This is a genomic window from Paenibacillus sp. URB8-2 (assembly GCF_013393385.1).
In the GTDB taxonomy this organism is placed as follows: domain Bacteria; phylum Bacillota; class Bacilli; order Paenibacillales; family Paenibacillaceae; genus Paenibacillus_AQ.
On record NZ_AP023239.1, the window covers coordinates 3,595,488 to 3,620,259 of the forward strand.

Consider the following 24,772-nt stretch of genomic DNA (forward strand, 5'->3'; position numbering starts at 1 on the left):
GACCTTTGACATTTATTAGACGCCGGTCGACTTAAAAAGTTGCGAAAGTTTTCCATTCCCTTCGGCACTTCAGGCGACCATCCCCACGCCGGCGAACGGTCTATAGACCCAAATATTCAACGATGCCAGCAGCAATTTCCCGGGCCAGTGAATTCTGAAGCTCCTCCGTATACAGCGCCGCTTCTTCTGCCGGATTGGTCAAATAACCGGCCTCCAGCAGCACCGCGGGCATTGAGGTTTCCCTTGTCACATGCAGACTCTTGGTTCTGACTCCGTTATCCTTGAAGCCTGTTCCCTCTACCAGATGCTTGTGCATGACTCGGGCCAGCGGCAGACTTTCACTGCGGGAATAGTAAGTTTCGCTGCCGTTGACCTTGTTCCAGTTGGACGCGGTCGTCGGCATCGCATTCGCATGCAGCGATACGAACACGTTCGCTCCCGCCGCTTCCGCTACATTTACGCGATCCTGCAGTCCCAGCGTCACATCATCCGTCCTTGTAAAGACGACAGTCACTCGTCCATCGCTTTGCAGCAGAGCCCCGGCTTTCAAAATCACCGCTAAATTGAAATCTTTCTCTACTCGTCCCGCTGCGCTGATCGCCCCGGGTTGTGTACCGCCGTGTCCGGCGTCCAGCACAACAACAGGTTTACCTTCGACGCTGACTATACCTCCAGCATTACTCGGGTTCAAATCCACGGTGATAAGTCCGGCGCTGTCATCAACGATCATCCGGTACGGTAAAGTTTCCGTCGTTTGAATTTCAAACCGGACGGTGGACGGATTGCTGCCGGACAACGAATATCCGATGCCGGCCACCAGCGGATATCCCGTAACATCAAGCGTACCTTGGGAAGCCGGCGCACCGGATGCCGCCCCTCCCCCTGCGGCAAAATCAGCAGCCAGCGCAGCGCCCGGCAGCTCGACTACAATTCCGGTCGGGTTATCCATGGCCGTAATATTCGGCTTCACACTGCCGTTGACGGCAATGATTAGCTGATTCGCGCTGAATGCCGCCCCTTTTACTTGTATGGTTGCAGCCGTTCCAGTCACGGCCGGAACCGTGGAAGATTGGGGTACCGAAGAGGCAGTACCCGTCACTATGCCAGTGGTCGGAGTCGGTGCAGGTGTAGGAGACGGCGAACTGACTGCAGCCGGGCTTACCGACGGAGACGGCGTTGGAGACGGCGCCGGAGGAACCGGGGTAGGACTTGGCGAATTTCCCGACAAGTAAACAATTTTATCTTCATTGTCCCAGCCGACTCCAAGCCCGAACTGTTCCCCGACAAAACGGATTGGAACCAGCACCGTCCCGCCGCTTTGTTTCGGTGCAGCATTCAGGCTGAGCGCAACGCCGTCCGCATCGGCCTGTTTGCTCCCGACAAACAGCTCAATCTCCTTAAAATCCTGACGAATGGTCACTTTGCGCGTCTTCTGCTCCCAAAGCACTTCGTACCCCAGATTTTCTGTGACGACGCGAATCGGGATCATCACGCTTCCGTTGACATTTTCCAGCACAATGCCTTTGGGGAGCGCCAGCTCCCGGTTGTCCAGTACAATTTTTCCGCTGCCTGCCGCGGCCGCTTCTTGTCCCGACCAAGCGGCAAATAACAACAGGGGCAGCAGCAGCGCGAACATTTTCAGACAAGCCTTCCTCATTCTCTTCTCCCCTTACTCCCTAATTGTAGAACAACTGCGATAATCTCCTGACGCAGGCGTTAGCCAAAAGTTACACGCGAAGCAGCAATTATACCGATTTTTCAAAATCTATGTAAAACTTCTATCGAAGTATCTCGAGGTGTCGCCGTATCCTGCTTTTTTGCGGTACTCCCCTTGAAATATCCGGAAGTTTAATCCTGTTGTTTATACATTCTGCTATTATAGCAAAAAAACTTCCATTCCCGGTGTCGGAAATGGAAGTTTTGTGTAAATTTTTATGAGATTTGTGCCTGATTAACGCTCAAACCCTTCTTAGGCAAAAAGCTTGGCAGCATTCTTCTGCTCATAAGCTGCAATTTCGTCCTCGTGCTGAAGCGTCAGGCCGATGTCGTCCAGACCTTGCAGAAGGAATTGACGGCGATGCTCGTCAAGATCGAAAGCGATGTTCAATCCGTAGGAGTCATTGATCGTTTTGTTCTCAAGATCGACGGTCAGTTCATAGCCGTCATGGGCTGCCGTACGCTGGAACAGATCTTCTATCTGCTCTTCCGAAAGCTTGATCGGCAGAATGCTGTTCTTGAAGCAGTTGTTATAAAAAATATCGGCAAACGACGGCGCCAAAATCACCTTAAAGCCGTAGTCCAGGATCGCCCATGGAGCATGTTCTCTGGAGGAACCGCAGCCAAAGTTAGCTCTCGAGACCAGGATGGACGCACCTTTATAGCGGTCCTGATTCAGCGCAAATGCGGGATTATCCTTGCCCGCTTCGTCGAAACGCCATTCAAAAAACAGAAACTGTCCAAATCCCGTCCGTTCGATCCGTTTGAGGAACTGCTTCGGAATAATCGCGTCCGTATCCACATTGACCCGGTCCACGGGTCCGACAATTCCGGTTAATTTCTTAAAAGCTTCCATCTATGTTACCCTCCCGATTGTTCTCGAATTCTTAAGAGCTGACGGCTTCCGTCTTGAAGTTCCAATCACGTACATCCGTGAACCGACCTTTGATCGCAGCAGCAGCTGCCATTTCCGGCGATACGAGATGCGTACGTCCTCCGCGGCCTTGGCGGCCTTCGAAGTTCCGGTTGGAAGTAGATGCGCAGCGCTCTCCCGGCTGCAAAATGTCTGGGTTCATCGCCAGACACATGCTGCATCCCGCTTCACGCCACTCAAAACCGGCTTCCTTGAAAATCTTGTCCAGACCTTCTTTCTCGGCCAAAACCTTCACTCTTCCCGAACCCGGCACGACAATCGCCGTCACATTCTCAGACACCTTATGGCCCTTAGCAACCCCGGCTGCCGCGCGCAAATCCTCGATCCGGCCGTTGGTGCAGGAGCCGATGAAGACATAGTCGATGGCGATTTCGGAAATCGGGGTTCCAGGCTGCAGATCCATGTATTCCAGCGCCTTTTCAGCCGCTTTACGTTCGTTCTCGGTAGCAAAGTCAGCCGGATTCGGAACCGTAGACGTAATGTCGGTACCCATGCCCGGGCTTGTGCCCCAGGTTACCTGCGGAATGAGCGAGTCCACATCAAACTCGACAACGGTGTCGAATTCGGCGCCTTCGTCGGTCAGAAGCTGCTTCCAAGCCGCAACGGCCTCGTCAAATGCTGCGCCTTGCGGAACGTATTGACGGCCGCGCAGATATTCGAATGTCTTCTCGTCGGGAGCGATCATCCCCGCTCTGGCTCCGCCCTCGATGGACATATTGCAGACGGTCATCCGCTCTTCCATCGACAGCTCGCTAATGGATTCACCCGTGTATTCAATAACATAGCCTGTGGCAAAATCCGTGCCGTATTTGGCAATCAGTCCGAGGATCATGTCTTTTGCCGTTACGCCGTGATTGCGTTTGCCGATAAAGCGGACTTCCATCGTCTTCGCTTTGGCCTGCTGCAAACATTGAGTCGCCATAACATGCTCTACTTCGCTTGTGCCGATACCGAAAGCAAGGGCTCCGAAAGCGCCGTGAGTAGAAGTGTGGCTGTCACCACAAACAATCGTTTTGCCGGGATGCGTCAGTCCCAGTTCCGGCCCCATAACGTGTACGACCCCATTGTCGAGATCGTCAAGACCGAACAGCTTGACTCCGAAATCGGAGCAGTTCTTCGAGAGCGTGTCGATCTGCTGTTTGGAGATCGGGTCCGTAATATTGTAGCGGTCCTTGGTAGGAACGTTGTGGTCCATCGTTGCAAAAGTCAGCTCCGGGCGGCGAACCTTGCGTCCGCTCAGTCGAAGTCCTTCAAAAGCTTGCGGCGAAGTTACCTCGTGCACCAGATGCAAATCGATATATAGAATGCTAGGTTTGCCTTCTTCTTGATGGATAACGTGATTGTCCCAGATTTTCTCGAACATTGTCTTCTTGCCCATGATTTCACCTCGTCATAGATTCGTTCATTAAGTAAGGGAAAAGCGATTCTCCCTTGGAATGATATAAATATAACATGAGACTGTTTATTACGCCAAGATATAATATCTATAGTACCTATAGGCCCCGCTTATAAGCTGGGATAGCTCTGCTATTTTGCGGAAACAAAATGAATAACCCCGAGAACAATCAAAAATAAATCTACTCCAAACACCTCACTAAAAAGCCGGATTGTCGGTAGTTCGAACTGCTGAAAATGGTTTTGTGATTGTTTTAGATATAGAACAGCAGCAAAAAAGGAGCCGGGGAGGCTCCTTTTTAACTCTCCTGAATGCTGATTCCAGGATTAATTAAATTGAGCGATTTCTTGACCTCATTGAACCGGTATCCGGCGATAATGCATCTTTTGGATTTTGACGTAATATTGCTTTCAAAATACGCGACTTTGAATGTTTGATCCAGTACGACCACCTTGTCCAAATTCAAAGAGTTGCTTCGGTCAACCAAGGAAAAATTATGCCCGCTATTATTTAGTACTTCGTTCCAGAATGTTAGCGTGCCGATCGTATAAAATATGCTGTCCGCGGTATGCACCAACACTCTATCGATACTCTTGGAATAACTGAGCATTAAGATGGTATCGATTTCAATATTGGTTATTCCGCTCTTCCCGCCAACATCTTGTGTTACCGATAATAACGTCATAGTCCTCATCTCCATTTATTTAAGAAGCTCTTCCGGAACATCTCCAGAATAAACATACCAGGCACTTGCAGTATCGACAGTGGTAACAGCAACAAAGCTCAAAAGGGCAGCCACTTGCAGCATAGCACTATGCTTCATTCCTTTGACTATTTTTCTCATCCTATTGCTCACCTCCTTTCAAGCTGCTTACAAGCGAAATTCCTTGAATAAAAAAGGTTGCCGCGATCACGGGGGAGGCTACAATAAAATTGACGAGTACAATCAAACACGAAATGATCTTTAACTGCGGATAAAAGGACTTGGGGATGCGGGACTGCTTTTCGATTCCGGAGGGAGCAAAGATAGCGACAAGCAATAAACTCGCCATATTCAGAAACAGTACATAACCTCGTTCTACATTGAAAAAGGATATGGCTGTGAGCATCGCGCTTGTGACCAGCACACACAACATACCCGTCTTCAAATGAAAGCCGCCTGAAACCTGTCTTAATAAAGGAAAGGCAATTAAAGCGATAACGGCCCCTCTCGTATTACCAGTAAGCAACGAAACAGCTAATGTTAATAAAATGATCATAAAGGCATTAATAATGATGCTAAGTGAAAACCTCATCACGTTAACAGAGATCGGATGATCAGGAATTGACCGTTTAATCCCTTGGGCGAGTTTTAGAGAAATAAACTCAATCACGCTTTTTTTCCTTTCTTACCGCGTAATATAAAAAGAATATGACGGCGACTGAAACGAATAAAGCATCAAAGACATTGTTTCTTCTTTCCAGTAAAAAAATGGTAAGCGCTAAGGCGCAACCGATAACTAGATATAAAGCGAGAGTTTCACGCTTCAGACGCAGCTTTTCAAATTCAAATGTAAAGCCGCCCCCGAATATGTAGAAAACCCTAGAGCCGGCAATTCCCAGGAAACTGCTTAACGTCTGCAGAAAGTAGCCTTTTTCCGGATGAAGCTGCAGCTCGGAGACTGCCAGAACACCAAAAGATAACTGGACAATCAGAACCTGCAACAGTACATACAAAAAGTATCCTGTTACCGAGATAATCCCCGACCATACCAGCGGGATCTTCATGACTGTCGCCAGCAGCAAAGTAAACAGCAATATATTGATCAGCGGCACAAATGCGGGCGTTTGCAAATCCTCTCTTAAATAGAAGCTTTGTAAATCCATCAAAAGAATCAAAAAAAGGGCCTGAAAAATGAACTCCGACGGATGCATTCTAAATAAGTACATCATAATAAAATAAACTGCCACAAACTCTAAAGTAGAAAAAAACACGAAAGCTAAAGGCTCAAGTGACCAAGACAATACCAACACCGCCTGACATTTTTTTCACTGGACTATACTAATTATATATCTCCTTGCATATTGACGTATACTGCTATTTTACTATATCAGACAATTTTAGACATGATATAGCTTAAGCTTCTTCTATAGGTTATTCTTATAAGAGGATGAATGTAGAAGGAGACCGCAAGAATGGAACTCAGACAACTGCTTTACGTACTGCAAATCGCAAATGAACGGAATTTTTCTCGGGCTGCCGAGAAGCTTCACATCGCCCAGCCATCGCTAAGCCAGCAGCTGTCCAAGCTGGAGAGGGAACTCGGGGTTATGTTGTTCCAGCGGAACACAAGCGCAGTTGAGCTTACCCATGCGGGAACTAAATTCGTGGAACAGGCGCAAATTATTATCGATGCCGTGGAACTGCTGCGCCAGGAAATGACCGATATTTCGGAGCTACGGACAGGCCGTGTCGTTGTCGGCAGCATGCCGATTACGGGAGCCCACCTGCTGCCCCACGTGCTGCCGGTATTCAAGCGGAAATACCCGGAGATTGATATTACCCTACTGGAAGATTCATCCATGAATCTGGAAAAACTGACCGCAAGCGGCCAGACGGATCTCAGCCTTCTGTCGCTGCCGCTGGAAATTCCGGCCCTAGCCTACGAAATTCTTGGCGAAGAACGCATCGATCTTGCCGTTCCGCCGGAACATCCTCTGGCCGAGCGGGCGTCCACCGGGGTGAGAACTTCGCTTGAGGAATTGAAACAGGAATCGTTCATTGTCCTTAAAGAAGGCCAGGGCTTTCGAAAAATGACCGTGGACCTGTGCCGGCAGGCCGGATTCGAACCGTCCGTCGTCTTCGAGAGCAATAATATGGAGACCGTGCAGTCGCTCGTTGCCGCAGGTATGGGTGTTACTTTGGTTCCACGCTTTATTTCCCGCGCTCCCCGCAGCGAGTTTGTGCCCGTCTATTTGCCTTTGGCCGAGCCGGTGCCCAGCCGAACTTTGGTTGTAGCTTACCGTAAGGGACGCTATTTGTCCAAGGCGGCCGAAGCTTTTATCGACACATTCCAAACGACGGTAGCCGAACTGGCGCAGGAATAGCCCTGAAAGGTTTCAAACTGGCCAGATGCGTCTGCAAAATAAGCCGTTCATCACTAAGGAAGCGATGAGCGGCTGTGAATAGTTGACTTTAGTTCTGATATTTCCGGAAATTACGCTCAGAAATGAAATGGTTTTGAGTATCAGGCACATGCGAGGTAGCTTCGTCGACCGGTCCTCTTGAGTGGGGACTGCCGGTCTCTTCCTCGATAAAATCGCGCATAGCCTGCCGCTGCTCCTCCAGTGCTTGTTTTCTTTCTTCAAGCTCCTGCCGGTTATCTTTAGTCATTAGATCCACCTCCTGATCACGGATTAGATCTATTTTGCCCGCTCGCCCGAATGATAAACATTTTTCGTACATCATCCTTTCCAAGTACAATAGAGGAATTCCCTTGGCAAACCTGGCTCTACATGGTATTCTAATTGTCAAATAGATAAACGTGCAGACGGGACCAGTACGAACGAGTCTACCGCGCCAGAGAGTAAATTCCGATCGGCTGAAAGAATTTACCGCGGATAACGTTCCGAATCCTACCCCCGAACGGCCTGCCCCGCAGGACGATCTCCTCTCGTTACGAGGCTAAAGTCGGATGGTCCCTCATCAATGAAGGTGGTACCGCGGAAGTGAACCCAAGCTTTCGTCCTTTGCTCAGTCTAAGGATGGGGCTTTTTTTGTTGTTCAATATGGATAAATAGGAAGTGAAAGGCAATGTCTACACGATTAGTGGTCAAAATCGGCAGCAGCTCGCTAACCGCGGCCGAGGGCGGCCTGAACCGCGAAGCGGTCGCTTTTTTCGCCTCTGAAATTGCGGATTTGAGGCGAAGCGGCTGTGAAGTGCTGCTGGTAACCTCCGGGGCGGTTGCCGCAGGCTTCCGCAGCATCGGATACCCTGCTCGTCCCAAGTTGCTGCATGAGAAGCAGGCCGCCGCAGCCGTGGGCCAGGCGCTTTTGATGCAGGCCTATCAGGAAGCGTTCTCCGCGCACGGTCTTACCGCTGCCCAGATTCTGCTGACCCGCACGGATTTCCGCAGCCGCCACGCAATGAACAACGCCGTAATGACTGTGGAAGAACTGCTGAGGCAGGGCGTCGTTCCGGTATTCAACGAAAATGACACCGTGTCCGTCGACGAACTGAAATTCGGCGACAACGATATGCTGTCCGCGCTGGTCGCCAATCTGCTCAAAGCCTCACGCCTTCTAGTGCTTACCGATATCGACGGCCTGTACAGCAGCAATCCGCGGTCCAATCCGGATGCCGTCCGCTACCGGCTGGTGGAGGACATTACGCCGGAAATCTATGCGATTGCCGGAGGAGCCGGATCGGCCGTCGGCACCGGCGGCATGCGCTCCAAGATCGATGCCGCCAAGATCGCCACACGCGGAGGCGTGCCCGTCTTTGTGGGACGAGTCACCGAGTCCGGCGATTTGCGATTGGCAATGCAGGGAGAAGGCAAGGGCACATACTTTGCCACAACATTGTCTTCCCTACCCGTCAAGAAGCAGTGGCTTGGCTTCATGTCCACCCCTCTCGGCTCGCTTATTGTCGATGCCGGAGCCGAAGAGGCGCTCGTGCACGGCGGCCACAGTCTGCTTCCTGTCGGCGTCAGAGATGTGCAGGGCAGCTTCCATGCGGGAGATGTCGTCGAAGTGTTGGGTCCCGACGCCAATCTGCTCGGGAGAGGCATTGTGAATTACGACGATGCCCAGCTTCGCAGTATTCGTGGACTGCCCAGCGGAGAAGTCATGCGCCGACTTGGTGAAGAAGTACACCGGCTTGAAGTCATTCATAGGGATGAATGGATTACGCTTAAATAAACGAAAGCTACAATGGAATTGATGAGGAGGAACGATGATGAGTGAAGTTGCAAGCAAAGCGGCTTTGGCCAAAAGCACGGCAGGTGCGCTCGGCAGGCTGACTACAGGGCAGAAGAATGAAGCGCTGCTGGTAATGGCGGATGCGCTGCAACGGGAAGCCGATGCAATTATCACGGCCAACGCCGAGGATCTTGAGCGGGGTAGACAAGGCGGCACGCCGGAATCCATGCTCGACCGGCTGGCGCTGCAAACCGTACGGATCGACACTATCGCCGAAGGGCTCCGGCAAATCGCCGCCCTGCCCGACCCTGTCGGAGACATTCTTGAAACAATGGAGCGTCCGAACGGGCTCATTATTGAGAAAATCCGCGTGCCGCTCGGTGTCATCGGAATTATTTACGAAGCGCGCCCCAATGTTACTGTCGACGCCGCCGGCTTGTGCCTGAAGACAGGCAACGCTGTCGTGCTTCGCGGCGGATCGGCCGCTCTCTCCTCCAACCGTAAAATCGTCGAGGTGCTGCACACCGCTTTGGCCGAGACGAGCCTCCCTCCTGAGGCGCTTCAGCTTATCGAAGACCCGGACCGCTCGTCCGTTGATGAAATGCTAAAGCTGAACGGTCTGCTTGATGTGATTATACCGCGCGGCGGAAGCTCGCTCATTCAGAACGTTGTTAAGAATGCCACCGTTCCCGTCATTGAGACGGGCGCAGGCATCTGCCATACTTATCTGGATTCCAGCGCGGTTCCGGCAATGGCTGAATCGATCAGCCTGAACGCCAAAGTGCAGCGGCCTTCCGTCTGCAACTCGATGGAGACCCTGCTCGTTCACCGCAGCTTCGCGGCCGAGCACTTGACCAAGCTCGGAGAAGCTTTCCGCAGCGCCAATGTTGAGCTTCGCGGATGCGCACGGACACGGACGCTCATTCCGTGGGCCCTCACGGCCACCGATGAAAATTATGCGACAGAATATAACGATTATATTCTCAACATTAAAGTGGTTGACGGAATCGACGAAGCGCTGGAGCATATCGCCCGGTATGGAACGAAGCATTCAGAGTGCATTATAACGGAGGACGAAGAGAATGCCGAGCGGTTCCAAGATGAAGTCGACGCCGCGGCCGTTTACCATAACGCATCCACCCGTTTTACCGACGGATTCGAATTCGGATTCGGCGCGGAGATCGGCATCAGCACCCAGAAGCTGCATGCACGCGGACCAATGGGTCTTCCGGCGCTGACTTCAACCAAATATAAAATTTACGGCAACGGACAAATCCGGAGCTAGGCCCTTATCCGGCAAGGAGGATGCTAGACAATGTGTCAACAAACAGCTAAGCCTTTGATTAACCATAATGTCGTCTTTCACGGCGCCGGCTCCATGGCGGAAGCAATCGTGCGAGGTCTGATCGCCCGCTCCGTTATCTATGCCGACAATATCATTATGCTTAACCGCAGCAGCAATGAACGGCTGGCTGAATTGCGTTCACGGTACGGTGTTACCGGAAGCAACGACCCGGAGCAAAAAGAAGAGTATTTGCGCACAGCCCCGGTCATCGTCCTGGCCATGAAGCCCAAGGACGCGGCAGCAGCTCTGCGCATTCTCGGACCGCGCCTACAGGACGGACAGCTGATTATTTCCGTCATCGCCGGCCTCTCCATCAGAACGATTCAGGGTCTTCTCGGCAAAAAACAGCCTGTTGTCCGCACCATGCCGAACACCTCAAGCTCGATCGGCCTCGGCGCTACGGGAATCTCCTTCTCTAAAGAGGTATCCGATGAGCAGCGGCGGCTATCGCTAAATATCTTCGAAGCGGTTGGCCTTACTTCCGTTATTGAGGAAGAGCGTATGGAGATACTGACCGGCATATCCGGCAGCGGACCCGCCTATATCTATTACATGATGGAAGCGATGATTGCCAGCGGCATCCGTGGCGGACTGTCCAAGGAACAGAGCGCCGAATTGACTGTCCAGACAGTGCTCGGTGCGGCCCGTATGGTCCAGCAAACCGGGGAAGAACCGGCCGCCCTTCGCAAAAAGGTCACCTCTCCGGGCGGCTCCACCCAAGCTGCGCTGGAAGTGCTCGACAAGGGCGATTTCTTCGAAACGGTCATTGCGGCGGTCAGCCGCTGCGCGGAGCGTTCACGTGAGATGGGAGCAGCGCTGGAAGCGGAATTATCCGCAGAGACTGAAAAGGAACGGTAAACTCAAAATGAGAATCCATAAGAAATTGTAGTATATACTCCTTAAAGATAAATTAGCCATTCTAACCACAAAACCGCAGTTCCAAGACCGAATCTTGGAACTGCGGTTTTTCATTTATAATTTTCATTTTTAAATGGAAAGCCAATGATATCCTTACGCCGTCTAACTTCCCCCGCGGAACCGCTGGGAATACGCCTTAACGTCCTGCGCGTTCTTCACTCGGTTGCGGCTCCACTCCAGCAGAATCCGGTCGATATAACGAAAATATACTTTGCCTGCGAACACCGACTCCTTCAGTGCGAGCAGAATAAGCTCCTCGGGGTAGCGGTCCTGGTCCAGCCAGCCGGAGATCGTCTCGCATTCCATCGGAGAAAGCGGGCGGCCGAATTCCTTCTCGAACACAACGAAGAGACTGGGGCTTTCCGATTCACCGGAAACTACGCCTGTTTGAATCCTTTCGCCCTTCTCCAGTGACGATGACCGGGCACCTCGCTGGAACGAATTGCTGTCCGCCCCTAATGCCGCAGAATTTCGCTGCGACGAAAGATAGCGTCCTAGTTTATCATACAGCCCGGAAAAGTCATAGCGCTCGTAATGAAGCCCCTGACGCTCGTCGCTGCCCGCTTCAATCTTCAAGAACCCTTCTTTAATCAGCTTCTGCAGTTCACCTGCAATGACAGACGCGCTGCGGCCGGTTACAGCCTGAAGCTCCTCCAGCGAAGGAAAGTCCTTTCCTTCAATCTGGCGAAAAGAGAGCAGATGAATAAGCAGCAGTGTCTCGCTGCCGGTTAAATTAAGCTTGCGGTAAGCGGTGAGAAGCGCATAAGGAATAACGGCCATCCCGCTCTGCAGCCCGAAGGTTACGCCTTCGCTCCAGCTGGTTCTTTCTTTGCCGTCCATAAGCGCCTCCTCTCATTCTTAAGGGTAGAGACGGTACAACATGCGTGGAAACGGAATCGTCTCGCGAACATGATCCAGACCGCAAATCCAGGCCACAGTCCGTTCCAAACCAAGACCGAAACCGGAATGCGGAACAGAGCCGTACGTACGAAGATCCATATACCATTTGTACGTATCAAGCGAAAGCTCATGCTCTTTGAAGCGCTCTTCAAGGAGCACAGGATCATCGATCCGCTGCGATCCGCCGATAATTTCCCCGTATCCTTCCGGAGCAATCATATCCGCGCACAGCACGACATCCGGACGATTTGGATCGGGCTTCATATAGAAAGCCTTGATTCCGGTCGGATAATGGGTAATGAACACCGGCTTGTCGTATTCTTCGGCAATCGCCGTTTCATGCGGCGCGCCGAAGTCCTCGCCCCAAGGGATGTCGAAGCCTTTGCCGTTCAGGAATGTGATCGCATCGTCGTAAGTAATGCGCGGGAAAGGCGCCTTGATATTTTCCAGCTTGGAAATATCGCGGCCGACCGCCTCCAGCTCTGCCTTGCAGATCTTCAGAACGGACTGCACGACATGGCTGATGAACTCCTCCTGCACACGCAGACTTTCTTCATGCTCCGTGAAAGCCATCTCCGGCTCGATCATCCAGAATTCGATCAAATGCCGGCGGGTTTTGGATTTCTCCGCCCGGAAAGTCGGTCCGAACGAGTATACACGGCCCAGCGCCATCGCCGCGGCTTCCATGTAGAGCTGTCCGCTCTGGGTCAAATATGCGTCCTCTTCAAAGTACTTGGTGTGGAACAGATTAGTCGTACCTTCCGCTGAAGTCGGGGTCAGAATGGGAGGGTCAACGAGCGTAAAGCCGTTGATATCGAAATACTCCTGAATCGCCCGGATAATTTCCGCCCGGATCACGAGAATCGCCCGCTGCTTCGAGGAGCGGAGCCACAGATGCCGGTGATCCATTAAGAAATCGACCCCGTGCTCCTTCGGCGTAATCGGATAATTCTCGGTCAGGTGCAGAATCTCGATTCCGGTCACCGTCATCTCGAATCCCGATTGGCTACGGGGTTCTTCGCGGATGATTCCCGTGACGTACAAGGAGCTTTCCTGGGTCAAACTTTTGGCGTCGTTCCAGACCTCCTCCGGGACCTCCGATTTCACGACGACTCCCTGAATATAACCGGTTCCGTCCCGAAGCTGCAGGAACTGAATTTTACCGCTGGAGCGTTTGTTGTTTACCCAGCAGCCAATGACGACGCTTTCTCCGACATGATCTTTCACGCCCAGGATAACAGTTTTGTTAGCCATGACCTCAATCTCTCCTCTTTAGAAGTGCGGTTAAAAGGTCCGACAGCCAAAGGCCGCTTACCCGGGCCTTTGGCTGTGGATTCCTTTTTCTTTAAAAATATAAGAAAGAATAAGCATAGCGCTTATCCTTGTCTTATATTTCTACGAGAAACGAGGAACGTCCTCTGAAGGACGTTCCAACCGTCTCTTATGATCTTATTGTATCTCTTTACGCTTGTTCTTGCACGATGCGAAGTGTATCGCGAGCAATCACGAGTTCTTCGTTGGTCGGAACGACAAGCACTTCCACCTTGGAGCCGCTAGCGGAAATGCGGCGAGGGTCGCCGGAGCGGACCTTGTTCGCTTCTTTGTCCAGCTCGATTCCAAGGAAGGTCAAGTTGCTCAGAACCTTCTCGCGAAGCAGAGACGCGTTCTCGCCTACGCCCGCAGTGAAGACGATGACGTCAACGCCGTCCATCGCCGCCGCATAGGAACCGATATATTTGCGCAGACGGTATTCGTACATTTCAAAGGCCAATGTGGAATTCGGCTCGCCCTTTTCATAGCCGTCAATGATGTCGCGCATGTCGCTGCTCGTTCCGGAAATGGCCAGCAGACCGCTATGCTTGTTGAGCATGGAGCTGGCTTCGCCGGAAGTAAGCTCTTCCTTGTTCATGACATAAGGAACGATCGCCGGGTCGATGTCGCCGCTGCGCGTACCCATCATGAGGCCTTCCAGCGGGGTCATACCCATCGAGGTATCCACCGAAACTCCGCCTTGAACGGCGGTAACGCTGGCGCCGTTGCCGATATGGCAGGTGATGATTTTGAGGTCTTTCAGCGGACGTCCGAGGTACTCGGCCGCAGCCTTGCTTACAAAATCATGGGATGTGCCGTGCGCGCCGTAGCGGCGGACTTTGTACTTGTTGTACAGCACTCTCGGAATGGCGTACATATAAGCTTTCTCAGGCATCGTTTGATGGAATGCAGTATCGAATACAACAACCTGGGGAACACCCGGCATATTGACTTCCGAAGCGGTAATTCCCATAACAGCCGCCGGGTTATGTAGCGGTGCAAGGTCGAACAGCCGGCGGATTTCCGATTTGGCCGCTCCGTCTACCAGTGCCGATGCCTTAAAGGTCTCGCCGCCGTGAACGACGCGGTGACCGACAGCATTGATCTCTTTGATAGAATCGATCACGCCATGCTCCTTATCGGTCAGATTGGCCAACACTTTACGAATGGCTGTTGTATGTTCCAGAATTTCGCTTACTTCGGTAACTTCCTGTTTGCCTGTCGGCTTGTGGGTCAGGATCGAGGAATCCATACCAATGCGCTCGACCAAACCTTTGGCCAGCACGGATTCATCCGTCATGTCATAAAGCTGATATTTCAGCGAAGAAGAACCTGCGTTAATTACTAGAACTTTCATACACGGTCACCATCCTTGTCATACTTGAAGAAGCCTTCGCCCGATTTCATGCCCAGTTGTCCCGCACGCACCATCTTTTTGAGAATGGTCGACGGACGGTACTTCAGTTCGCCGTACTCGCGGAACATGCGCTCCAGAGCGGCAAGTACCGAATCCAGGCCGAAGCGGTCAGCCATTTCAAGCGGGCCGTATTGGAATTGGTAGCCGATACGCATTGCATCGTCGATGTCTTCAGGAGAAGCTACGCCTTCTTGCAGAACATGCATAGCTTCATTAATGAACAGGCAAATGAGGCGTGAAGTTACAAATCCCGGGGATTCGTAAATCATTACGCCTTTCTTCTCGACTACGTCGTCAACAAAAGCTTTCGTATGTTCAAAAGTCGTGTCGGATGTCTTGAGGCCGCGGACGATTTCCACGACGTCAACCTTGGCGACGGGATAAATAAAGTGCATGCCGATCACGCGTTCAGGATACATTGTAGAGCTTGCAAGTTCGGTCAAGCTGAGTGTGGAAGTGTTGCTGGCAAGAATGATATTGTTCGGACACACTTGGTCCAGCTGATTGAATACTTTCTTTTTCTCATCCAGATCCTCAATGATCGTTTCGATTACCATGTCGCAGGCGCTAAGTTCCGCGAAATGTGTCACTTTTTGGATGCGGCCAAGGATAAGCTTCTTCTCAGCTTGGGTAATTGCCCATTTCTCCAGTTGCTTATCAAGGCTAGTCTCAATCATGCTGTAGGAGTAGTCCAATTTCTCCGGCGTCTTCTCCACCAGCAGCACGTCCAGACCCTTGGCTGCCAACATCTCGGCAATCCCTTGTCCCATCGTGCCTCCGCCGATGACACCGATTTTCTTAAAATTCATAAAAAGCCTCCATCCTTTCAGGTATCTCTACATTTTTGTAGCACCTTTTTATCTGTCGAAAAAAACAGCATACTCCGACATATAATAATATCTTAGCATGTCTGAAAAGTAAAAAAAAATAACCGGCATCAAGAATTATGCCGGTAAAAGGACACTGTCACGAAATTGACAACGAAATTGTTCTCCAGAGAGCACTTCTTCCTTCATCAGGATATCCAGGGAATAATCGAAAACATTTCGTTTATTTTCCAGAAGTGAACGGGTTCGTTCCATCAGTTCGTCCAAAATTTTACTATTCTCTTTCATCAATTCTTCTGTTGTTACCATTTCCAGCTTGGCGATTCCAAGGGAGGTAAGACCGGACTTCATCATCATTTCCACAATACCGAGGGCCTGATCGAAATCGCCGCGGGAGCCTGTGCTCCGTCCGCCGTAATACATTTCTTCGGCAGCTGCTCCGCCCAGAGCGATCATGATCTGCTCCTCAAGATAGTCTTTCGTATACAGATACTGCTCCTGCTGCGGGTTATGCCGCACATAGCCGAGCGCCTGACCGCGCGGAGTGAGTGTTACCTGACTAACGCTGCCGGGTCGCAGAAGCTCGGCCATAATGGCATGTCCCAGCTCATGAATCGCTACCCGCTTCTTCTCTTCTTGGTTCGTCTCGCGGTCCGTCTTCTCGCCCATCATCACCTTGTCGATTGCCATCGCCAAATGACGATGCTCCACTTGGATCAGATTATCGCGCATCATATAGATGGCTGCTTCGTTCATGACGCTCTCGAGCTGGGCTCCGGAGAAGCCGTAAGCTTCCTCCGCGATTTTATCCAAATCGACTTCGGAATGAAGCGGTTTGTTCTTCGCATGCAGTTCGAGTATCGACCTGCGGCCCTTTTTATCGGGCATGTCCACCTGAATGTGACGGTCAAAACGCCCCGGCCGCAGCAGTGCGGGGTCCAGCATTTCTTTCCGGTTAGTGGCGGCGATCAGCAGTATGCGCGGTGTATCCGAGTTATAGATGCCATCCATTTCGGTCAGCAGCTGGTTCAGCGTCTGGTCGTACTCCCGCTGCTGCCCTCCTTCGCGTTTGCCTCCGATTACATCGATTTCGTCGATGAAAATAATCGCGCTCTCCTTGTTCTCCTTAGCGGCGCGGCCCCGGGCGTCCTTGAACAGATCGCGGATGCGTCCGGCGCCGACACCGACATACATTTCCACGAATTCACTGCCGGAAGCCGCAACGAATACCGAGTTCGTGTAGTGGGCCGCAGCCTTCGCCATCAGCGTCTTGCCCGTTCCGGGAGGCCCTGTAAGGAGAATCCCCTTAAGCGGACGGATACCGAACTTGCTGATTTCTTCATGCCGGATCAGAAAATCTAGCGCCTCGCGCAGCTCCTGCTTCGCACTATCCTGTCCGCCGATTTCTTCAAACGTCAGCTTTGCCGGACCGTTCTTCTTGCGCTTCTTCTCCGCGCCCGCATTAACAGCGATACCGCCGCGCAAAAGGGTAATAGCCAGCAGAGCGCCGACCATGGCAACAGCAACAATTATCGGAACGACATTAAAACCGAGAAAGGCTAAAAAAATCAGCAGCACAGGGACAAATCCGATCAATACTTCTTTACTCCATTTAGGCATTGTTCCATACCCCCATCGTTTCCGGCTCGCGCGGTAAAATGATAAATTTGCTCTCTTTGCCGTCCGTCAGACTTACATATACATTTTTGTCGTCGATTTCCGTCGTGGCGGTAACGTTCGTGTACTGGGTGGACAGCTCTTTGAGCTTCTCCGGAATAAGCGTATATTTACGGCTTTCCATCGCCTCCGCTACGGAAAACATCGCTTTATCCCAATATTCGTCAAGCTTTTGGTTAGAGTGCTGTTCCACATCCAAATTCACGGTCCGTCCGCCAATCGCGGACTTGCCTTCGGTATTTATATATTGAACCAGTTCACGTAATTTCGTGCCCGGCTGCAAATCAAGTTTCAGAGTAACTGCATTGCGGTTAATAGAGATATGGGAAGCGTTGACTCCCTTATAGCTGCTTACAATCTTTTCAAGCGGCTCCTGAACGGCAAATTGACGATACAGAAACCAACCGCCGAACAGCAGCGCGGCTGACAGCAGCGCGGTCAACAATACAGGCATTAGACGAAGTTTCAAGCAACGTCCTCCTCTCAAATGATGACAAACTTTATAACTTTCCAAGCAGCGTGCTCAGCGCCATTCCGAGTCTGGCATGCTCTTTGCCATGCCTTGATACATCTAGTAGTATATCATAGGTGTATATACTAGAACGAATTAATTGTGAATAATATTTAAAATTTTATCTTCTATTTTTTCCCTTTATAATTCATGGCGGGCCTAGCGCTCCGAAAAATAAAATCTAAAAAAAGAACCAGCCATCCCTGAAAGGGTTTGGCTGGTTCTTCGTTTACGCTTCATTAACGGCTCGGAAGGCTGTAGCCGTCGCCGATCTGCTCACCGTCCGAGAAGCGGTAAAACCGATAATAATATCGGTCTCCGTCTTTATAAAAAAGCTGCCAGGCGTACTCGCCGTTGTAAGCGCCGGGAAGCAATCGCTCAATCTTGATGCCGGGAAGCGAGGAGGCGATAATCTGCCGCATTTTTTCCTCGGATGTGCCTTGAGACAGCTCTTCGGCATGCACGGCATTCTCTCCCTCTACCGGCTTTCCTTCAGCAGTAAAGCGCACCCACACCATCATTTCGGTTCCGGTCTTGTTTTTGCCGGTAAGGACCCAGTAAATGGCGTTTTCGTCCCAGACCGATTTCTGAGCTTGGTCGATTTCCGTAAGCCCCGCCCTGCTTATTGCCGTGGCTTCAGCTGCGCTGCGCTCGCTCCATTGATCCTTCAGCACGTAAGCAAAAAATTGATACAAACCGAACAGAAGGAGCAGGGCCAGGAACGCCCCGTATAAAATCCATTTTCTCCTTTTTCTCAACGTGCAGCTCTCCTTCTAAGAAGAAACGGCAACGCCAACCTTATACAGGCGGCGCTCATTTCTTGTAAAAAGTAACCTTTAGCTCCAATCTACTTACCGCTTCAGCAGGCCCTCGAACGCTTCCTGGGCTTTTCGGCGGATCTCCTCTTCGTCAAGCGTCAGGGACTTCCCGTTTTTGACAACTTGCTTGCCGTCCACCCATACATGCTCGACGTCCTTGGCGCTGGCCGAGTATACGGCATGTGATATAAGATCCGTATGCGGCAGCAGATGCGGCTGGTCAATATCGATGGCGATGAAATCGGCCTTCATTCCCGGCGCGAGGCGGCCCACTTGATTAAGGAATACGGACTTCGCGCCATACTCCGTTCCCATACGCAGCGCTTCGCCGGCTGGAACCGCCGTCGGATCGCCGGACACTCCTTTATGGATCAGCGCGGCCAGGCGCATTTCTTCAAACATGTCCAGGTTATTATTGCTTGCCGGACCGTCCGTTCCGAGCGATACCGTAACGCCCGCCTTCAACAGCTCGGGTACGCGAGCAACCCCGCTGGCCAGCTTCAGGTTACTGCCCGGATTGTGGGAAACGCCGACAGACTTACGGGCAAGAATTTCAATTTCCTCGTCGTTCAGATGGACGCCGTGCGCCACAAGCGACGGGCGGGTGAACATGCCAAGCTTCTCGAGATGGGCTACGGGCCGCAGTCCGTAATCCGCTTCGTTCTGCTCCACTTCCCGCCGCGTTTCAGACATATGGGTATGAATAGGCAAGTCCAGGTCATGGGCAGCCTGAACGAATTTCTCGAAATAATCCGGAGGGCAGGTATACGGAGAATGCGGCGATATCATGGCCGTGATTCTTCCGTTCGCTTTACCGTGCCACTCTTTTGCAAAAGCAATCGCTTCCGCAAGCTTCTGGTCCTGCACTTCCGGCGGGCACAGTCCGATTACGCCCCGCATCAGGACGGAGCGTATTCCGGAAGCTTCAGCCACTTCCGCGACCCGGCCCATGTGATCGTACATATCGAGAAACGTCGTTGTTCCTCCCTTAAGCATTTCCAGTACCGACAGGGCGGTTCCCCAGTAAACGTCGTCGCCAGTGAATTTCCCCTCCATCGGCCACATTTTCTCCTGGAGCCATACCTGAAGAGCAAGATCGTCTCCGTAGCCGCGCAGCAGAGACATCGCTGCGTGCCCATGCGTATTGACCAATCCGGGCAAGAACAGAAGACGGCTTCCGTCAAAGGAAGGAACGTCTTCTTCAAGCGCAGGCGGTTCTTCCCCTATGTATGTGATCAGATCGTTATCGATAACCATATACCCGTCGATAACAGGCTTATCAGCGCCGGGCACAGCGAATTTGCCGCCGCGGATCATCCATTTATTGCCCATCAACTTCCTCTTCCTTTCCTTCGTGAAGATAATACGCCAAGCTTTGCAGGTCTGTCGTAAAGTCGGCAGCGTGCACGCGAACCTCGGATGGCGTCTTCAGGATTACCGGCGCAAAGTTCAGAATTGCTTCAATGCCGGATTCAATGAGAATATCCGCGACATTTTGCGCTTCCTGATCAGGCACGGTAATGATGCCGATGCGAATGCCCTGCTCACGGACGGTATTTGCAAGCTCGTCCATGGGCTGGACGGTCAGTGTATTGATTTTGGTTCCGACTTTCGGCTGATATGAATCGAAGACGGCCGTTATTTTCATCGTATCTTTCAAATATGCATTGTAATTGGATAGAGCATGGCCCAGGTTGCCGGCTCCGACCAAAGCAACGTTGATCGGCTGATCCAGCTTCAGGATATGGCGGATTTTCTCGATCAGGTACGGAACGTCATAGCCGATTCCTTTTCTGCCGAAGTCTCCGAAATAGGCCAAATCCTTTCGTATTTGCGCAGGATTTAAATCGAGCCGCTGTCCAAGCTCTTGAGAAGAAACAGTAGCGATTTCGCGTCTGTGCAGATCGTTCAAAAACCGCAGATACACAGGCAATCTGCGGACAACGGCCTCCGATATTTTGTCCGATTTCATGTGTTCTCCTCCTAAAAGATTATCGATCCCTCCCAAACCCTCCCTTCCAAGGGAGGGCCCCAAGGGCTGCCGCCCTCTGGACACCCGCTAATGGCAATTGGCGTTGGCGGAAGTTGGGCGGAACCTTGATCAGACGGGTGAAGGATCGCTTATCGTCCCGTTCGGGACACGCTTTACGAATGGCGGGATTTAGTTATAGGACCCGCCAAAAGATTAAAACCGGACAGATCGGCCTATGTTGTACAATGGCCAATCCGTTTCTAAAAGCGGCAAGGCTAAAATCGGGTGATCGGCCTATGTTGGACAATGGCCAATCTGTTTCTAAAAGCGGTAAGGCTAAAACCGGTGATCGGCCTATGTTGTACAATGGCCAATCTGTTTCTAAAAGCGGTAAGGCTGAAACCGGAGATTGGCCTATGTTGTACTATGGCCAATCCGTTTCTAAAAGCGGCAAGGCTAAAACCGGGTGATCGGCCTATGTTGTACTATGGCCGATCCGTTTCTAAGATGCTCCGTCATGCTGCAGCCATTCGGCGATTCGCGGAACCATTTGCTCTGTTGTCATATGCTCCATTTTGGGTCCCGGCAAGGAGTACAGGAAGTATTTCCCGTAATAAGATTCGATTACTCTGGTATCATATACGATAACAATTCCGCGATCCTGCGCGGTCCGCACAAGGCGGCCGAATCCCTGTTTGAAACGGATGACGGCCTGAGGCACGGACAGCTTCATGAACGGATTCTTCTTCTGCGCCTGCAGTAGTTCGGCTTTGGCTTCCGCAAGCGGGTGGTTCGGCGGCTGAAAAGGCAATCTGACGATCGCCAGGCAAGTTAGCGCGTCGCCGGGAATATCCACCCCTTCCCAGAAGCTGCTCGTTCCCAGCAGAACGGAAGCGGAATTTTCCTGGAAGCGGCGGAGCAGCTTGCTCCGGCTGCCTCCTTCGACGCCCTGGCCCAGCACGGCGATCTCCTCGGAGGCCAGCGCCTCCTTGAGCGGGTCGTAGACCTGGCGCAGCATCTTGTACGATGTGAACAGAACCAGCATGCGTCCCCTCGTCGTTACCGCGGCCTCGGCCAGGGAATGAACCAGCATATCAACGAACCGGGCGTCGCCCACCGTACCCTTCACGCTGGGGAAATCCCGCGGAATGACCAGAAGCGCCTGATCCCGGTATCGGAACGGAGAAGGAAGCTGTACAGTAGACAGCCGTCCTTCCTCATGAGCCTCATTCAGACCCAGATTGTCGATCATAAACTGGAACGATTTATCGACGGACAAGGTTGCAGACGTCAGAACGATGCTTTTTTTCTTATCGAAAAAAAGTTCCTTCAGGTGGGTGCTGACATCGACGGGCACGGCATAGAGCTGCAGCGATTTGCTGCGGTAATTTCCATTTGCCTCCAGCCAATATACAACATTTTCATCGTTCATGCCCATAAAAAAACGCACCTGCTCGCGGATATCGCCCAAATCTTTGAATAGCCCGCCAACATCGGTTACAAGGCTGTCAGCCGAAGACTGACCTTCCTGATCGCGCATCTCGGACAGCATTTTGTCGCCCTTGCGGATAATATCGCTTAATGAAAGATTCAGTGTATTCTCAAGCAAAGCAAGCTCTTCCCAGCCTTTCGGCTTCTTGGAGGGAAGAAGGCGGTGCACAAGCTGCCCCGCTTCTCCCGCCCCCGAGTCGGCGCGTTCCGGCATCAGAGTGAACAGCTTCTCGCTCAGCAAATCCCACGACTCTTTTACGGTAAGGAGATCGGGATACAGCCTGTCGATAACGCCGCTCCACTCGGAAGCCTGCTCGCTGCCCGAGCTTTGAAGAATCTGACGCAGCGCTGGGAGCTGACCGTTCCGGCTGTCTTTGTACAGACGATTCAGCGTATGAGACACGGTGAAGTGCTTCATATGCATGCCCAGGTGCTTTCCTGCCACTTCCTCCAGCTGATGCGCCTCGTCGATCACAAGGTAGTCATAAGAAGGAAGGAGCTGATGGCCCGCTTTTACATCGGCAAACAATTTGGAATGGTTGGTAATTACCACGTCGGCATTCCCCGCCTCATGCTTGGCGCGATGATAGTAGCATTTACGGAACCACGGACAAGCCCGCCCCAGGCAGGAGTCGGTATCGCTCGCCACCGTTTCCCAAAAGTCGCCGCCCCGGCTGCTCATATTCAGCTCTTCGTCGTCGCCCGATTCAGTCTGAGTGAGCCACACGATCATTTGCGCGGCAGTCAGCGTGTCCTCTCTCGGGGAGACGAAATCTCTTTTATTTATTTTATGTTCAAATTTACGCAGACACAAATAGTGTCCTCTTCCTTTAAACACCGCCGCTTTGAACGGAAAGGGCACGGTCTCGGTCAATAAAGGAATATCTCGTTCGCGAAGCTGGTCCTGAAGATTAATCGTATGAGTGCTGACCATCACTTTTTGACCCGTACGGACGCTCTGGTAAATGGCAGGCAGCAAATAACCGAGCGATTTGCCGGTTCCCGTGCCCGCCTCGATCAGCAAATGCTTCTCTTCTTCCAGCGCTTGGATCACTTCGCCGAACATGATCTCCTGAGCCTGCCGGCTTTCGTATTGGGGCAGGATGCTTCGCAGCCGCCTGACGACCTCTTCCATGTAGTCTTCAAAAGACAGCTGCTCCGCTGGATTATCGCCCTCCTCCCGCGGAGGAGGCAGATCCGTCCAATCCTGGGCGGCCAGCGCAAGCTGACGATAGAAATGAAGCTCGCCTTCAGGCTGAAACGATTCCATTTCGCGTTCGCCGAGCAGTCCCTCAAAGAACCAGCTTAAATCGCTGTCTTCTCCTGCAAACAACTCGGTCAGGCGCTGCACCGTAAGCAGTGGCTGGCTGTACAGCTCGTCCAGACATTTCAGCAGCACGTGCGCTGTCGCAAGCGCGTCGCTGTCCGCCTGATGCGGACGCTCATGGATAATACCGAAATGGGAGCTGACGGATCCAAGCTGGTAAGTGGTGAGCGACGGAAAACAGATTTTCAGAAAATCAATCGTATCGAGAATACGGCCCTGAAACGGCAAATACCCGCACCGGTCCAAGGCGTTCTGCAGAAAATGAAAATCGAAAGAGACATTATGCCCGACAAGCACGACATCATTCAGCAGGGGCACCAGTTCCATCATCATCTCTTCAAGTTCAGGCGCGTCCTGCACATCGCTGTCGGTAATGCCGGTTAAACCGGTAATAAAAGGGGGTATCGGTCCTCCGGGCTTGACGTAGGAACCGTATACACGCGAAATGGTCCGGTCTTCTTCTATAATGGCAAGTCCGACCTGAATAATTTCACCTACGGACTGGGTTCCCGTTGTTTCAAAATCAAGCACGGCAAATTTCATGATGTTTTAAACCCTTTCATTTGAGACTCCCTATCAGCATAACAGATGTTGCGAAAAAAGGCGATGCACACCGCCGTTAGCAGCAGTTGCATCGCTCCAAAATTACCGCCTGAATTACAGCAGTGAGACCAGTTGGCTTCCGATTTTAAGCTCGCCTCTTCCGCGCCGGCAAACCTCCAGATTGGCGTCTGGCTCGGGAAACGCGGGATCATATTTCAGCGCCAGACCGAACAGCTCCTTTGCTTCCTCAAACCGGCGGCCCGACCCCGCAATACAGCCCATTGCGTTGTATAGATGCGCCTTAAGCTTCCGGCTCTGAACAAGGGGCAGCATGTGCTCCAAATGTTCCCATGCCGCACCGGCTTTGCCCAAATGGAGATGGGACATTGCAAGGTACAGCCGGGCGGGCAGGTTGTCGGGATAAAGAGAGATGACGATGTCGAACTGTTCGATGCATTTCGGATACATCAGCAGCTTGTAATACCCCTGACCGCGCGCAAAATTCTCCATCTCAACCCCGGAGGCTTCACCGCCAAGCGGCTCCGGTTCCGGCTCTTCGGCAAGCTCCGCATTCTGGCGGAACAGACTGAGCGCCTCCGCAAAAACCAACCACTCGTCCAGCGCTTCATCGCTGAGCTTGCGGAGCATGCGGTATTTGCTTAACAGCTCACGACGCCGTATTCCCTGGGCTTCTGGCAATTGTCTGGCGATATCGGAAAGCATAACGTTCATTTCGGCAAACATCTGTTGAAACACGGGAGCCATCCCT

General features: G+C 52.0%; 23 protein-coding genes. 4 read left to right on the forward strand and 19 right to left on the reverse strand.

Annotated features, from left to right (window positions below):
- Positions 1–100: 100 nt before the first annotated feature.
- The 7 genes from PUR_RS16520 to PUR_RS16550 all read right to left on the reverse strand — a co-directional run bounded on the left by PUR_RS16520 (position 101) and on the right by PUR_RS16550 (position 6,050).
- Positions 101–1,657: an N-acetylmuramoyl-L-alanine amidase gene (locus tag PUR_RS16520; RefSeq protein ID WP_179036188.1), complete on the reverse strand. Its 1,557-nt coding sequence runs from the start codon at positions 1,655–1,657 to the stop codon at positions 101–103.
- A gap of 312 nt (positions 1,658–1,969) precedes the next feature.
- A complete protein-coding gene (gene leuD, locus PUR_RS16525; protein WP_179036189.1) occupies positions 1,970–2,572 on the reverse strand; it encodes a 3-isopropylmalate dehydratase small subunit in 603 nt (200 codons plus the stop codon).
- Positions 2,573–2,603: 31 nt separating this feature from the next.
- Positions 2,604–4,028 carry a 3-isopropylmalate dehydratase large subunit gene (gene leuC, locus PUR_RS16530; protein WP_179036190.1) on the reverse strand — a complete coding sequence of 475 codons (1,425 nt, stop codon included), beginning with the start codon at positions 4,026–4,028 and terminating at the stop codon, positions 2,604–2,606.
- A gap of 316 nt (positions 4,029–4,344) precedes the next feature.
- On the reverse strand, positions 4,345–4,731 hold the full coding sequence (locus PUR_RS16535) for a hypothetical protein (protein ID WP_179036191.1): 387 nt from the start codon (positions 4,729–4,731) through the stop codon (positions 4,345–4,347).
- 15 nt (positions 4,732–4,746) lie between these two features.
- A complete protein-coding gene (locus PUR_RS16540; RefSeq protein WP_179036192.1) occupies positions 4,747–4,890 on the reverse strand; it encodes a cyclic lactone autoinducer peptide in 144 nt (47 codons plus the stop codon).
- Position 4,891: 1 nt separating this feature from the next.
- A complete protein-coding gene (locus PUR_RS16545) occupies positions 4,892–5,419 on the reverse strand; it encodes an accessory gene regulator ArgB-like protein (protein ID WP_179036193.1) in 528 nt (175 codons plus the stop codon).
- On the reverse strand, positions 5,412–6,050 hold the full coding sequence (locus PUR_RS16550; protein ID WP_179036194.1) for a hypothetical protein: 639 nt from the start codon (positions 6,048–6,050) through the stop codon (positions 5,412–5,414). The genes PUR_RS16545 and PUR_RS16550 overlap by 8 nt, the downstream gene beginning before the upstream one ends.
- Before the next feature lie 171 nt (positions 6,051–6,221).
- Here PUR_RS16550 and PUR_RS16555 point away from each other — a divergent pair, with 171 nt between their 5' ends.
- Entirely contained in the window at positions 6,222–7,133 is a 912-nt protein-coding gene (locus PUR_RS16555) for a LysR family transcriptional regulator (protein WP_179036195.1), read from the forward strand.
- An 88-nt stretch (positions 7,134–7,221) separates the two neighbouring features.
- On the opposite strand, the gene PUR_RS16560 is transcribed toward PUR_RS16555, so the two are convergent.
- On the reverse strand, positions 7,222–7,419 hold the full coding sequence (locus PUR_RS16560; protein ID WP_179036196.1) for a hypothetical protein: 198 nt from the start codon (positions 7,417–7,419) through the stop codon (positions 7,222–7,224).
- Positions 7,420–7,839: 420 nt separating this feature from the next.
- On the opposite strand from PUR_RS16560, the gene proB reads away from it, so the two are divergent.
- The 3 genes from proB to proC are packed head-to-tail and all read left to right on the forward strand — an operon-like array spanning position 7,840 to position 11,149.
- Positions 7,840–8,946 carry a glutamate 5-kinase gene (gene proB / locus PUR_RS16565; protein ID WP_179036197.1) on the forward strand — a complete coding sequence of 369 codons (1,107 nt, stop codon included), beginning with the start codon at positions 7,840–7,842 and terminating at the stop codon, positions 8,944–8,946.
- A 37-nt stretch (positions 8,947–8,983) separates the two neighbouring features.
- Entirely contained in the window at positions 8,984–10,231 is a 1,248-nt protein-coding gene (locus PUR_RS16570) for a glutamate-5-semialdehyde dehydrogenase (RefSeq protein ID WP_179036198.1), read from the forward strand.
- A gap of 30 nt (positions 10,232–10,261) precedes the next feature.
- Complete coding sequence (proC, locus tag PUR_RS16575; protein WP_179036199.1) at positions 10,262–11,149, forward strand: pyrroline-5-carboxylate reductase; 888 nt, start codon at positions 10,262–10,264, stop codon at positions 11,147–11,149.
- A gap of 162 nt (positions 11,150–11,311) precedes the next feature.
- Here proC and PUR_RS16580 read toward each other — a convergent pair whose 3' ends face one another.
- The 11 genes from PUR_RS16580 to PUR_RS16635 form a co-directional block, all read right to left on the reverse strand.
- Positions 11,312–12,049, reverse strand: a complete 738-nt coding sequence (locus tag PUR_RS16580; RefSeq protein WP_179036200.1) for a DnaD domain protein — start codon at positions 12,047–12,049, stop codon at positions 11,312–11,314.
- A gap of 18 nt (positions 12,050–12,067) precedes the next feature.
- Positions 12,068–13,363, reverse strand: coding sequence for an asparagine--tRNA ligase (gene asnS / locus PUR_RS16585; protein ID WP_179036201.1), 1,296 nt, complete (start codon positions 13,361–13,363; stop codon positions 12,068–12,070).
- A gap of 208 nt (positions 13,364–13,571) precedes the next feature.
- Entirely contained in the window at positions 13,572–14,777 is a 1,206-nt protein-coding gene (locus PUR_RS16590; protein ID WP_179036202.1) for an acetate/propionate family kinase, read from the reverse strand.
- Complete coding sequence (locus PUR_RS16595) at positions 14,774–15,646, reverse strand: 3-hydroxyacyl-CoA dehydrogenase family protein (RefSeq protein WP_179036203.1); 873 nt, start codon at positions 15,644–15,646, stop codon at positions 14,774–14,776. Before PUR_RS16595 ends, PUR_RS16590 begins: the two co-directional genes overlap by 4 nt.
- A gap of 135 nt (positions 15,647–15,781) precedes the next feature.
- Positions 15,782–17,284: an AAA family ATPase gene (locus PUR_RS16600; protein ID WP_179036204.1), complete on the reverse strand. Its 1,503-nt coding sequence runs from the start codon at positions 17,282–17,284 to the stop codon at positions 15,782–15,784.
- A complete protein-coding gene (locus tag PUR_RS16605) occupies positions 17,277–17,810 on the reverse strand; it encodes a hypothetical protein (RefSeq protein ID WP_179036205.1) in 534 nt (177 codons plus the stop codon). Before PUR_RS16605 ends, PUR_RS16600 begins: the two co-directional genes overlap by 8 nt.
- A 281-nt stretch (positions 17,811–18,091) precedes the next feature.
- Entirely contained in the window at positions 18,092–18,610 is a 519-nt protein-coding gene (locus PUR_RS16610) for a cell wall elongation regulator TseB-like domain-containing protein (RefSeq protein ID WP_179036206.1), read from the reverse strand.
- A 93-nt stretch (positions 18,611–18,703) separates the two neighbouring features.
- Positions 18,704–20,005, reverse strand: a complete 1,302-nt coding sequence (locus PUR_RS16615; protein ID WP_179036207.1) for an amidohydrolase — start codon at positions 20,003–20,005, stop codon at positions 18,704–18,706.
- Positions 19,992–20,642: a redox-sensing transcriptional repressor Rex gene (locus PUR_RS16620; protein ID WP_179036208.1), complete on the reverse strand. Its 651-nt coding sequence runs from the start codon at positions 20,640–20,642 to the stop codon at positions 19,992–19,994. Before PUR_RS16620 ends, PUR_RS16615 begins: the two co-directional genes overlap by 14 nt.
- A 502-nt stretch (positions 20,643–21,144) precedes the next feature.
- Entirely contained in the window at positions 21,145–24,003 is a 2,859-nt protein-coding gene (dinG, locus tag PUR_RS16630; protein WP_179036210.1) for an ATP-dependent DNA helicase DinG, read from the reverse strand.
- Between the two features lie 114 nt (positions 24,004–24,117).
- Entirely contained in the window at positions 24,118–24,759 is a 642-nt protein-coding gene (locus PUR_RS16635; RefSeq protein ID WP_179036211.1) for a tetratricopeptide repeat protein, read from the reverse strand.
- Between the last annotated feature and the right edge of the window lie 13 nt (positions 24,760–24,772).